The following is a 12,506-nucleotide window of genomic DNA, read 5'->3' as shown; positions in this document are numbered from 1 at the left end:
AACGAGTGGCGGTATTGTGGGTAGCAGTCAATCATTGCTCCACGGGTGGAATAATATCAAAGAGTAACAGAGGCTCATCGCTAACCAGCGTTTGTCCCAACTGGAAAAACTGCTGGCGACTGCGTTCGACGTACTCAATCATCTCGTAGTAGCGGCGAATGTTGCGTACATAGATCACCGGCTCACCGCCGCGTGCATAGCCATGGCGAGTTTGGCTATGCCATTCCCGTTGCTGAAGTAAGGGCAGCGCTGCACGGACATCTTGCCAGCTGTCTGGGTTGCCGCCGCGCATTTCGGCGATCTTGCGGGCATCGTATAGGTGTCCAAGTCCCACGTTATAGGCCGCCATCGCCATGTAGAGCCGGTCATTGCCGACAATGCTCTCTGGCAGACGATCTTTAATGCTACGTAAATAGCGGGCGCCACCATCAATACTCTGGGCAGGATTAGTGCGGTCAGCGACGCCCATCTCGCTGGCGGTTGGGTTGGTGAGCATCATTAGGCCGCGCACCCCGGTGGGAGACACTGCGTTAGGGTCCCAGTGAGATTCCTGATAGCCCACGGCAGCCAGCAGTTTCCAATCAAATCCCGTGTCTCGAGCAGCCTTTTTGAAAAGCTCGCTATAGGTTGGCAGGCGTTCATCAAGATGGGCTAAAAACGTGCGTGTTCCCACGTACTCCAAATAATCATCATGGCCAAAATAGCGGCTGACGAGCTGCTCCAGCGTGCCATTTTCCTGCAGTTCTTGAAGGAACTGATTGGCAGTTTCCAATAGCCCCAGTCCGCGCCCGCTGGGCACCGCCCAGGCTAATGATAGCGGCTCTCCTAGCAAGAAGCCGCGCTCGACGTTAGGAAAAAAAAGCCGATTGAGACGAAACTGATGATCAAAAATAATCGCGGCATCCAGCGTGCCGTTTTCCACCCGCGCCAGCAGTTCTGCTACTTCAAGCTCGTGAGACTCTTTCCAGCTTAAGCTTGGGTAGTCGCGCTGAAGGGCGAGGAGTGATTGGCTGGTGCCTGCTTCGCTAAGCGTGCCTAATTCCAAACCAACTAAATTTTTTGGCTCGTTTATGCCGTTCAAGCCGCGACGATAAACCACCAGTGGCTGCATCTGGATAATTGAGCGGGTGTAATGAATGCCGGGTGAATTTGGCAGCAAGGGGAGCGCCGCAGCACCTAGGTCTCCTTGTTCTCGTACGGCTGGCAGCACGCTTTCAGGATGGTGGCTTGCATTGAGATTTAAGCTAACCCCCAAATAGTCAGCAAACCGATGCATCAGCTCATATTCAAAGCCAGTGGGGCCTTGGCGGCCTTCATAGTAAGTGGTTGGTGTGTTACGGGTATGAATAGTAATAAATTCTTTCGCGATGATCTGAGCGAGGTGCTCACCTTGCGGTACCGGCGTGGTGGCGCGCGGAATTAACGCTAAGAAAAGCGTAACAATGACTGCAAAATAAGCGCGATAACGCGTTATAAAATGTCGGCAAATCAACGTCAGCATGGCGTCTTGTCGGCATGAAACAAGCTGCCACGATACCCAGCCTGAGAGATGCTGTCACCTTGTTGATTTCGTGTGGCCGCCGCTTTCCAGTATCATAGTGAGATTGCCGCGCTGCGGCCCACTGATTTCCCGCACGAACTCTTCCTGCTTTAGAGGCTCCCAGATATGCTCGAACTGCGAGGCGCACCTGCCCTTTCTGCCTTCCGCCATGAACGGCTGTTAACGGTGTTGCGTGAACGTGTTCCCGAGGTGGAGGCGTTGTCCGCCCATTACGTCCACTTCATAGACCACCGCGAGACACTGGATGATGCTGCCCAGGAGTGTTTGGCCAAGCTGCTTGATTATGGCAGCCACGCGAGCCAAGACATTCCTGAAAACGCCCAGCGCTTCCTGGTTGTGCCGCGTTTAGGCACCCAGTCGCCATGGTCTTCTAAAGCAACTGATATTGCTCATAACTGTGGGCTGCACCAGATTGATCGCATCGAACGTGGTGTCGATTATCGGGTAGCGCTGCGCAGTGAGCCTAGCGCTGAACAGTTAGACGCGATCAGCGCGTTACTGCACGACCGTATGACGGAGAACGTGCTGGCTGACGTTGCTGATGCGGTTAAGCTGTTTGCTCATCACGCTCCTGCGCCACTGGGCAGTGTCGATATCTTGGAAGGCGGCCGCGAAGCATTGGCGACGGCCAACCGAGAATTAGGGCTGGCGCTTGCCGACGATGAAATCGACTATCTAGTGGCTGCGTTTATTGAGCTTGGTCGCAACCCTAGCGATGTCGAGCTGATGATGTTTGCCCAGGCGAACTCGGAGCACTGCCGCCACAAAATCTTCAACGCGGACTGGGTTATTGATGGTGAAGCCCAGAGCCATTCGCTGTTTAAGATGATTAAGAACACCTTTGCGACCTCGCCGGATAACGTACTCTCGGCCTATAGCGACAACGCAGCGGTGATCAAAGGTAGCCAGGGGGGGCGCTTCTTCCCCACACCGCTGATCGGCGCTGAGGAAGAGCGGGCTAGCTACAACGCCCACCAAGAGCCTATCCACATTCTGATGAAGGTGGAAACCCACAACCACCCTACAGCGATTGCCCCATTCCCTGGCGCGGCGACCGGTTCTGGCGGTGAAATTCGTGATGAGGGAGCGACCGGTATCGGCGGCAAGCCGAAGGCCGGCCTGTCGGGCTTTACCGTATCCAACCTGCGTATCCCTGAGTTCGTACAGCCCTGGGAAGCGTTTGACTACGGCAAACCAGAGCGCATGCAGTCGGCGCTGCAAATTATGCTGGACGGCCCCATCGGTGGTGCGGCGTTTAACAATGAGTTTGGTCGGCCTAATCTGACGGGCTACTTCCGTACCTACGAGCAGGATACGCTGAGCGACGATGGTATCGAGCGTCGCGGCTTCCACAAGCCGATTATGCTGGCCGGTGGTTATGGCAATATTCGTGCTCACCATGTGCAGAAAGGCGAAATTCCCGTTGGTGGCAAGCTCATCGTGATGGGCGGCCCAGCCATGCTGATCGGCCTGGGTGGTGGTGCCGCGTCTAGCATGGCATCAGGCGAGTCTAGTGCGGACTTGGATTTTGCCTCGGTGCAGCGGGAAAACCCGGAAATTGAGCGTCGTGCCCAGGAGGTCATCGACCGCTGTTGGGCGCTGGGCGATAAAAACCCGATTCGCTTTATTCACGATGTAGGTGCAGGCGGGCTTTCCAACGCCTTGCCGGAGCTGGTTAAAGACGGTAATCGTGGTGGTCTGTTTGACCTGCGTGCAGTGCCTAACGCTGAGCCAGGTATGAGCCCGCTGGAAATTTGGTGTAACGAAGCCCAAGAGCGTTATGTGCTGGCCGTTGCCCCCGAAGACCTGGATACCTTTGACGCACTGTGCAAGCGCGAACGCTGCCCCTATGCGGTGGTCGGCGAGGCTATGGAGCATCATCACCTGGAAGTTCGTGACGGCCATTTTGATACCAAGCCGGTCGATCTCCCGATGAGCGTGTTGTTTGGCAAGCCGCCGAAGATGACGCGCTCGTTTGAACGTCAAACCCCAGAGCTATCTGGCGTTATGCTCGACAACCTGGATCTGCGCGAAGCGATGGATCGGGTGTTGCGCCTGCCAACCGTGGCATCGAAGAGCTTTTTGATTACCATTGGCGACCGCTCAATTACCGGCCAAGTCGCCCGCGATCAGATGGTTGGCCCTTGGCAGGTACCGGTGGCCGATGTGGCCGTGACTACTGCTAGCTTCGACACCCACGCTGGTGAAGCCATGGCGATGGGCGAGCGTCCGCCAGTGGCACTGATTAATCCTGCTGCTAGTGCTCGCTTAGCGGTTGCCGAAGCGATTACTAACTTAGCCGCGGCGCCCATTGCCAAACTGTCGGATATTAAGCTTTCAGCGAACTGGATGAGCGCTGCCGACCATCCCGGTGAAAACCAGGCGCTCTATGATGCGGTACATGCCGTAGGTATGGAGCTGTGTCCGGCACTCGGCATTGCCATTCCGGTGGGTAAGGATTCCATGTCAATGCGCACTGCTTGGCAGGAAGGCAATGAGGCTGACGAAAAGAGCATCACATCGCCGCTTTCGCTGGTGGTGACGGGGTTTGCGCCAGTGACCGATGCGTTGGCGACGCTGACACCGCAAATCAATCTAGAGCAGGATGAATCTGACCTGATTCTGATCGACTTGGGTAATGGCCAAAACCGCTTAGGTGGTTCTGCGCTGGCGCAAGTTTATGGTCAAGTCGGTAATGACTGTCCTGATGTTGATGACCCAGAAGACCTGAAAGCGTTTTTTGAGGTCATTCAGGGGCTCAACCGCGATGGCAAACTGCTGGCCTACCACGACCGTAGTGATGGTGGCCTGCTGGTCACGCTGTTGGAAATGGCCTTTGCTGCCCATGCAGGCCTTGAGATCAAGCTGGACTGGCTGATTGATGAGCCGGTGGAAGCGTTCAATGCGCTGTTCTCTGAAGAGCTGGGTGCGGTGATTCAGGTGAGCCGTGAGCACACTGAAGAAGTGCTCACCCAGTTTGCCGTGGCAGGTATCGAAACATGCGGTGTTATTGCGCGCCCCCGTTATGACGACCAGGTGCGGGTAACGCTGTTTGAAGAGCCGCTGCTGGAAACCACACGCCAACTGACCCAGCGCACCTGGGCGGAAACCAGCTACCGCATGCAGGCGCTGCGTGATAACCCCGAATGCGCCAAGAACGAATTCGATAGCTTGCTGGATGTTCGTGATCCTGGCCTAAGTGCCGCGCCTAGCTTTGATATCAACGATGATATCAGCGCGCCGTTTATCAACACGGCCAAGCCCGCTGTTGCTGTACTGCGCGAGCAAGGCGTTAATGGTCAGGTCGAGATGGCCTGGGCGTTCCATAAAGCGGGCTTCGACGCAGTGGATGTGCACATGAGTGACATCCTGGAAGGGCGTGTTTCGCTTGATGAGTTCAAAGGGCTAGTCGCCTGCGGTGGTTTCTCTTACGGCGACGTGCTGGGTGCAGGCGGCGGTTGGGCGAAATCGGTACTGTTCAATGAGCGTGCCCGTGAGCAGTTTGCCAACTTCTTCACCCGTGATGACAGCTTCTCGCTGGGCGTGTGCAATGGTTGTCAGATGCTCTCGCAGCTCAAGACACTGATTCCGGGGGCTGAAAGCTGGCCTGCGTTTGAGCGTAACGAATCTGAGCAGTTCGAAGCACGTGTAGCGATGGTGCGGGTAGAGAAAAGCCCGTCGATTCTGCTGGCGGGTATGGAAGGCTCTAAGTTACCGATTGCTGTGGCCCACGGCGAAGGACGTGCTGAGTTCCGTGATACCGCGCATCTGCGCAGTATGCAGTCCAGCAGCCAGATAGCGCTGCGTTATATCGACAACTACGGTCAAGTAACAACCCGCTACCCAGCTAACCCTAACGGCTCGCCGTCAGGAATCACCGGCCTAACCACACCGGATGGCCGTGTGACCATTATGATGCCTCACCCAGAGCGGGTGACTCGCGCGGTCACCAACTCCTGGCGTCCGGCCGAATGGACTGAGGATGGCGCTTGGCTGCGTTTATTCCGTAACGCCCGTGTATGGCTGGGCTGATACGCCCTGCCATGCTAAAGAAAAGCGGCCTGCGGGCCGCTTTTTTCCTGTGGTGGAGAAGTGATCTTGGTGGTAGTTGCGATAGAATGAAACGTTCGTTTGAAAATACTTCGTCTTCGCGCCACACTCAGTTCACAAGCGCGTTTATCACACCATAAGCGCACTACTTCACAAGCTCAGCTATCGCCCATCGATGGCGAGCCAAAGGAATCTTCTGGGAGCTCGAATGCATCAAATCCTCAATGAACGTGTGACTCTGACCTTCTCTGACCACGTGGCTGAGGTCATGTTGTCGCGACCTGACCACCACAATGGCCTGGATTGGGCCATGATTGATGGGCTGCTGGCAGCCCAACAGTGCCTAACCCAGCTCGCAGGGCTGCGTGCGGTGGTCTTGAGTGGCGATGGTGACAGCTTTTGCGCGGGGCTCGATATGGCGTCGATCATGAGCGAGGCGGAACGGCTGCCCACCCTGCTGGCGCCCGACGAAGCGGGTATCAACCCGGTTCAGCGCTTGGCTCTAGGCTGGCGCGAGGCGGGCGTTCCCGTGGTAGCTGCTCTGCACGGGCATGTTTACGGCGGCGGCTTGCAGATAGCCTTGGGCGCCGATATTCGTATTCTCCACCCCCGCGCACGTCTGGCGCTGTTGGAGATTGATTGGGGCATCATTCCCGATATGGCCATTAGCGTGACGGGCGTGGGGCTGCGCCAGGATGTACTTCAGGAGCTGGCGATCAGTGGGCGCAAGGTGTCCGGGGAGGAGGCCTATCAGCTGGGCTTGGGCAGCCGCCTGAGCGATACGCCCCTGGAAGCTGCCCGGGAAACCGCTGCGCTTATTGCCTCGCGCTCACCTCGTGCCGTCGCTGCGGCTCGTGAGCTGTTTGCACGCAGCCCGGATTTAGCCCCTCGTGATCGACTAGCCCTCGAAGCGCATTTGCAGCAGCAGCTTTTAGCCGGTGCCGAGCAGCGTGAGGCGGTGAGTGCACGAATGGAGCGTCGCGCGCCGCGTTTCGACTGACATGCCTCAATTCAGCCCTTCCAGCGATCCCATTTCTGGTTCACCACCCCGTTTACGCCCCTACCAAACGGAGGCGGTAAAGCGCGTGGTGGGCCACTTCCGTGCCAGCAGCGCGCCTGCAGTGGTGGTATTACCCACTGGGAGCGGTAAGTCGTTGGTGATTGCTGAGCTGGCTAGGCTAGCCCGTGGCCGTGTGCTGGTGCTGGCCCACGTGCGTGAGCTGGTTGAGCAAAATCATGCCAAGTACCAAGCCTACGGGCTTCAGGCAGATATTTTCAGCGCAGGTCTTAAGCGTAAAGAAGCCAGCCGACAAGTGGTATTTGGTTCGGTGCAGTCGGTGGTGCGTAATCTGGAGCGCTTCAGTGACGCCAGTTTTACGTTACTGGTGATTGATGAATGCCACCGAGTATCGCTGGAAAAAGATGCCAGCTATCGTCAAGTGATTGAGCATCTGCAGCGTCAGAACCCACAGCTAAAAATTCTCGGCTTAACCGCCACGCCGTTTCGGTTAGGGCAGGGGTTTATCTACCACCGACATCACCACGGCATGGTGCGCGGTGATGAAGCGTGTTTCTTTGCCGACTGCGTCTTTGAACAGCCGCTGCGATTGATGGTGAAGCAAGGTTTTTTGGCAGCGCCTAAACGGCTGGATATGGCCATTGAAGGCTACGATTTTTCTGCCTTGGCCCCTGCGCCCAGTGGGTTGTTTCGTGAGGAAGAGCTCAATCGCGTTGTTGCCGGTAGCCGTGCTACGCCAAGGATTATTCAGCAGGTGGTTGAGTACGCTGAAGAACGTCAAGGGGTGATGATTTTTGCCGCAACGGTCGCTCATGCTGAAGAAATCATCAGCTACTTACCTGCGGACCAAGCGGCGTTGATTACCGGCGCGACGGCCTCCCAAGAGCGCGCCTCTCTGATTGAGGCGTTCAAGGCGCGTAAGCTTAAGTTTCTAGTTAATGTGGCCGTGCTAACCACAGGATTCGATGCGCCCCATGTGGATTTAATCGCTATTCTGCGGCCCACGGAATCGGTGAGCCTTTACCAGCAGATTGTTGGTCGAGGGCTGCGTTTATCACCGGGCAAAACCAACTGCCTAGTGTTGGATTTCGCTGGTAATCCCTGGGACCTGTATGCGCCAGAAGTCGGCGAGCCAAAACCAGACAGTGACAGCGAACCGGTCCAGGTTGAGTGCCCGGCGTGTGGCCATGCCAATCTATTCTGGGGTAAGCGTGATGGAGAACTGGTGATTGAGCATTTTGGCCGCCGCTGCCAGGGGCTGGTAGACAATCCCAATCCGCCCGCTAAGCCGGGCAAGGGCAGGCAGGGCACCGATCAAAAACAGTGTGATTTTCGCTTTCGCTTTAAAGTTTGTGAGCAGTGTGGCGCTGAGAATGATATTGCCGCCCGCCGATGTCATGGTTGCGAGCAACTGCTGGTGGATGCCGACGATAAGCTCAAAGACGCACTCAAATTAAAAGATGCCAAAGTGCTGCGAGTCAGCGGTATGCAGTTAGAGGCCACGACCAATGGGCGGGGGCTACCACGCCTAAAAGTGACCTATCACGATGAAGATGGCGCGAGCTTGGCAGAGTGGTTTGCGCTGGAAACGCCTGCTCAGCGGCGGGCATTTTATGCTGTTTTTTTACGTAACCACCTGCGTGCCCCAGGCGCTAAGTGGCAGCCTGCTTCGCCGACCGAAGTGGTCGAAGAGCAGCGCCGCCTGCGCCATCCTGATTTTGTTGTGGGGCGTAAAGTCGGGCGGCACTGGAAGCTTCGCGATAAGCTGTTTGACTACCAAGGGCGTTATCGCAAGGCGGCTGAGGCAGGCTAGCGATAATGCCTCGATAGGTGACACGCTGTTACACTGGCGAGCATAGCCATTTAACTAACCATGGGCGCTCAACTAACCATGGATGTTTAACTAAAAAGGAACACGCCCCGCGTGAGCGAGACGCCAAACGCCCCCGTTGATCATGAACTTATTGAGCCAACTGCCGAACCGGTAGCGGAAGCGCTTGGGCGTCTGTTTGATGAGCCCATCATGCAGTTGCCGGAGGATCTCTATATACCGCCAGAGGCGCTACGCGTGTTTCTAGAGGCCTTCGAAGGGCCGCTTGATCTGCTGCTCTATCTTATTCGCCGTCAGAACCTGGATATCTTGACGATCAATGTGGCGACCATTACTCATCAATACATTGAGTATGTGGAACTGATGAAAGCCATGGAAATTGAGTTGGCCGGAGAGTACTTATTAATGGCGGCTATGCTGGCGGAAATTAAATCCCGCACACTACTGCCGCGCCCACCGAAGGCAGAAGGCGAAGAGGAAGAAGATCCCAGGGCTGAGCTGATTCGCCGTCTGCAAGAGTATGAGCGCTTAAAGGAAGCCGCCGAAACGTTGGACACGCTGCCTCGGGTAGGGCGTGACTGGTTTAGTGTGCAGGCGGGTCTGCCCCCGTTAGAGGCGCGGGTAATTCATCCCGATGTAGGGTTAGATGAACTGCTGGGGGCGCTGTCAGATATTCTGAAACGCGCTGAGTTGGCGCAAGCCCACCAAATCAGCCGCGAGGTACTCTCTACCCGCGAACGCATGCTGAAAATTATGGAGCAGTTAAGTCACGACGGGGACCATCAGCGCTATACCCCGTTTGAAGCGTTGTTTACGCTGGAAGAGGGGCGTGCTGGAGTCGTTGTTACGTTTATGGCCATTTTAGAATTAGCCAAAGAAGCCATGATCGAAATTGTACAGAACGCGCCATTGTCGCCCATTCATGTGCGTGCGCGGCGTGCGGCCCTCACGGATGGAGAAGAGAGCGCATTTGAAGAGGCTGACTCAGACGATGGCGCCTCAGAGTCTGCATTTGAGGAGTCAGCATTTGAGCCTGACGAGGAGTCGCCGTGAGAGACACCACGTTAGACGATATTATTGAAGCGGCATTACTTGCCGCTGGCGAGCCGCTTTCTTTAGAGCGGCTTGAAACGCTGTTTTTAGCAGACGAGTGTCCGTCTAAAAAAGCACTGCGCGATACGTTGTCCCGCCTTGTCCTGCGCCATGAAGACGGGGCGCTGGAGCTAGTAGAGACCGCATCAGGGTTTCAGCTGCGTATTCGCCCACGGCTCTCTCATTGGGTGTCGCGCCTATGGGATGAGCGGCCACAGCGATACTCCCGGGCATTGTTGGAAACATTGGCGCTGATTGCTTATCGACAGCCGGTGACGCGGGGTGATATCGAAGACGTGCGCGGTGTGAGTGTTAGCAGCTCTATTATCCGTACGCTAATGGAGCGGGGATGGATTCGCGTGGTAGGCCATCGAGATGTGCCTGGGCGACCAGCCGTTTATGCCACCACCCGCAGCTTTTTAGATGATTTTGGCTTGAAAACCTTGGATGCATTGCCGCCGATGCATGAACTGGTCAATGCCGATGATAGCGATACGATTATTGAGCAAGATGAAGCGCAACCAGCACTGGACGAAACGCCAGAAACCGTGCAGGATGCGCCACCCCAGAGTGAAGAGATAGCTTCAGCTGAGATTGTTGCAGCAGAGATAGCTGATAAACACGCCGAGACGGCGTTAACCCAGCCGCTGAGTTTTGCCGATTTAGAGGCACGCCTAGCGGCACGTGCGCAGCGTAACGATGATGATGCGCGCACGCAGACTAACGATGTGAGGTCAGACGACCATGAGTCAGAGTAATAACACCACGCCCCCCGCCAGTGAAAAGCTGCAAAAAGTACTGGCCCGGGCAGGGCTGGGGTCACGCCGTGAAATGGAAACTGCCATTTCCGACGGCCGGGTAAAGGTTAATAGCCAGGTAGCCAAGTTAGGCGACCGAGTAGAAGCCCGCGACAAGGTCAGTTTTGATGATCGCCCTGTGTCGCTGCGCCCCGAAGAGGAAGTGCCCCGCCGTGTGATTATGTACAACAAGCCGGAAGGAGAGTTGTGCACGCGCAAAGACCCAGAAGGGCGTCGCACGGTGTTTGAGCGTCTCCCGCGTCTGAAAGGCGAGCGCTGGGTTGCCATTGGCCGTTTGGATATTAACACTAGCGGCTTGTTGCTATTCACCACAGACGGCGAGCTTGCAAACCGGCTAATGCACCCTTCGACCCAGGTAGAGCGTGAGTACGCGGTTCGAGTGATGGGTGAAGTCAAGCGCGAGCATATTGTCGCCATGGTTGATGGCGTCATGTTAGAAGATGGTCCTGCGCGCTTTACTGACGTACAAGAGTTTGGTGGCGAAGGCATTAATACCTGGTTCCACGTGGTGATTTTAGAAGGTCGTAACCGTGAAGTACGCCGCCTGTGGGAATCTCAGGGGCTAACGGTTAGCCGTCTGAAGCGGGTGCGCTACGGCAACATCTTCCTTGATAAGCGCGCTAAAGCAGGCGAATGGGTTGAGCTCTCCCAGGATGAGGTCGACGACCTAGCCACATTAGCAAACTTGGAAACTCGCAAGGTGCCAGCACTAACACCCGACGAGAAAAACCGCTGGAGCCGTGATAAGCACAAACGCCGCCCGGTTCAAGCTATGCGTAAGCCTAAGCGTCGCGAATAACGATCATCACTGTCGGCACTATGACGAATAGTGCCTCTCTGGTAATTCGATTAGGGTCTCTTTAGACATCAATGTCTTCGAGGCCCTTTTGTGTTTTCAGCAATGCTCTGTGGTGCGGCCCCATCCCTGTGCTGCTTTTTTGCCATCTACGTTACCGAGTTGCGATTAAGCCCAACCGGCGGGCGTGCATTTCCTCTCTTTGATCAATGTTGATTCTCTAAACCTTTGAACTTCATCGAATGAGAAAGCTTTTCTGAAGGGGAGATATCTTTCTTTAAGGGAATAAAGTTTGTAACATTTTGATACCGAGTTACACAGCATCAGTATCTAAGCTAAACACTTAGCCGAACTAACGTTTGGAGGTTCGGATAGTAGTACAGACTGTTCCGGGTGAATGATCAAGTGTTTTGAATGCATTAGATTTGCCTTATGTTAATTGAATTCAGGTTATCTCCATAAGCAATTGGTTTTGTTTTATATACCTTTTTCGTGTAGCCATTTTTTGGCTGTGATTCCTTTCGGTGAGCCTGTTGTTGAAGAAATCGTTTGATTGATGGGGTGAAGGGTTATTAGCTAAGAGCTATTGGATGGCGTTCTTTTGTTGCGATTTTTTTTAAGTGGTCTAATTTCGATGAGTATGAGGAAAATACTAAATACGCTAAGCCGATTATTAGTTCTTGGCATGCAGGGGGGAGGGGGAAGAGCCTCGCTATAGTTTACAGTACGGCTAATGCAAACATTTTTCGTGCGGGTTATAACTCCGACGACGCGGCGCTTTATTACCGTATCTACGATTAGCAAGGTAATGTCCTAACGGATCAGTAAACGGTTGTTACGGGAGGTGTTGGAGCCGGACTATCCAATAACAATAATGTCAACTGGGACTCCATCTACGTGACGCCGACAGAGGGGATAACTTTGTCGTTGGCTGGATGGGGGCTGATCATGACGGCGATGGCACCTCTGCATTGACCAACCTGATGACCCCAGGGTACGACATTGTCGCGGTGGCGGAAGACATCGCCGGCAACAAGTCAGTCCAGGTTGAAGGTGATGTTGATCCGGCTGTGGTGGGCGATTTGAGCGGTGGCGCACCGCCCGTTGAGGCTGAGTCAGCCGAAGCCAGTTCGATGATGTTTAGCCTAAGCGATATGGATGATGGAACTGGCGATGGAGAGCTAGTGTTGCCTGAATTTGATAGCAACAATGTGGAAGAGGAGCAAGTGGCAAGTGGCTCTGAAACCTCTGGAGAAGTGCCTATGGGAGACTTCTCCGAGCTGCAGAATCCGCTTAACGACGAGCTTGATCAGAACACCTATGTGGCTTGATTAAGGCTT

The 12,506-nt window shown here is 55.1% G+C and carries 8 protein-coding genes; 7 read left to right on the top strand and 1 reads right to left on the bottom strand.

What is annotated here, in order from left to right:
* Positions 1-31: 31 nt before the first annotated feature.
* The gene (gene mltF, locus CEK60_RS15470) at positions 32-1,501 is read right to left on the bottom strand and encodes a membrane-bound lytic murein transglycosylase MltF (RefSeq protein ID WP_089039785.1); all 1,470 of its coding nucleotides are present in this window, start codon (positions 1,499-1,501) and stop codon (positions 32-34) included.
* Between the two features lie 165 nt (positions 1,502-1,666).
* Between mltF and purL the strand changes: the two genes are divergently transcribed.
* From purL to CEK60_RS15435, 7 genes are all read left to right on the top strand, one after another.
* On the top strand, positions 1,667-5,593 hold the full coding sequence (purL, locus tag CEK60_RS15465) for a phosphoribosylformylglycinamidine synthase (RefSeq protein WP_089039784.1): 3,927 nt from the start codon (positions 1,667-1,669) through the stop codon (positions 5,591-5,593).
* Positions 5,594-5,819: 226 nt separating this feature from the next.
* Complete coding sequence (locus CEK60_RS15460; protein ID WP_089039783.1) at positions 5,820-6,611, top strand: crotonase/enoyl-CoA hydratase family protein; 792 nt, start codon at positions 5,820-5,822, stop codon at positions 6,609-6,611.
* A 1-nt stretch (position 6,612) separates the two neighbouring features.
* Positions 6,613-8,442 carry a DEAD/DEAH box helicase gene (locus CEK60_RS15455; protein WP_089039782.1) on the top strand — a complete coding sequence of 610 codons (1,830 nt, stop codon included), beginning with the start codon at positions 6,613-6,615 and terminating at the stop codon, positions 8,440-8,442.
* 111 nt (positions 8,443-8,553) lie between these two features.
* Positions 8,554-9,513: a segregation and condensation protein A gene (locus CEK60_RS15450; protein WP_089039781.1), complete on the top strand. Its 960-nt coding sequence runs from the start codon at positions 8,554-8,556 to the stop codon at positions 9,511-9,513.
* Positions 9,510-10,310 (top strand): SMC-Scp complex subunit ScpB, encoded by an 801-nt coding sequence (scpB, locus tag CEK60_RS15445; RefSeq protein ID WP_089039780.1) that lies wholly within the window; start codon positions 9,510-9,512, stop codon positions 10,308-10,310. The genes CEK60_RS15450 and scpB overlap by 4 nt, the downstream gene beginning before the upstream one ends.
* Positions 10,297-11,169: a 23S rRNA pseudouridine(2605) synthase RluB gene (rluB, locus tag CEK60_RS15440; RefSeq protein ID WP_089039779.1), complete on the top strand. Its 873-nt coding sequence runs from the start codon at positions 10,297-10,299 to the stop codon at positions 11,167-11,169. The genes scpB and rluB overlap by 14 nt, the downstream gene beginning before the upstream one ends.
* Before the next feature lie 932 nt (positions 11,170-12,101).
* The gene (locus tag CEK60_RS15435) at positions 12,102-12,497 is read left to right on the top strand and encodes a hypothetical protein (RefSeq protein ID WP_089039778.1); all 396 of its coding nucleotides are present in this window, start codon (positions 12,102-12,104) and stop codon (positions 12,495-12,497) included.
* Positions 12,498-12,506 lie beyond the last annotated feature (9 nt).

Source organism: Halomonas sp. N3-2A, assembly GCF_002216165.1.
Taxonomy (GTDB): Bacteria; Pseudomonadota; Gammaproteobacteria; order Pseudomonadales; family Halomonadaceae; genus Vreelandella.
The sequence above is the reverse complement of the archived record's forward strand: the minus strand, read 5'-3'. Positions and strand labels throughout refer to the sequence as shown.

Coding starts and splice junctions, on each gene's coding strand:
- purL (WP_089039784.1), top strand. CDS start 1,667: ATGCTCGAACTGCGAGGCGCACCTGCCCTTTCTGCCTTCCGCCATGAA.
- CEK60_RS15435 (WP_089039778.1), top strand. CDS start 12,102: ATGGGGGCTGATCATGACGGCGATGGCACCTCTGCATTGACCAACCTG.
- CEK60_RS15460 (WP_089039783.1), top strand. CDS start 5,820: ATGCATCAAATCCTCAATGAACGTGTGACTCTGACCTTCTCTGACCAC.
- rluB (WP_089039779.1), top strand. CDS start 10,297: ATGAGTCAGAGTAATAACACCACGCCCCCCGCCAGTGAAAAGCTGCAA.
- CEK60_RS15455 (WP_089039782.1), top strand. CDS start 6,613: ATGCCTCAATTCAGCCCTTCCAGCGATCCCATTTCTGGTTCACCACCC.
- mltF (WP_089039785.1), bottom strand. CDS start 1,501: ATGCTGACGTTGATTTGCCGACATTTTATAACGCGTTATCGCGCTTAT.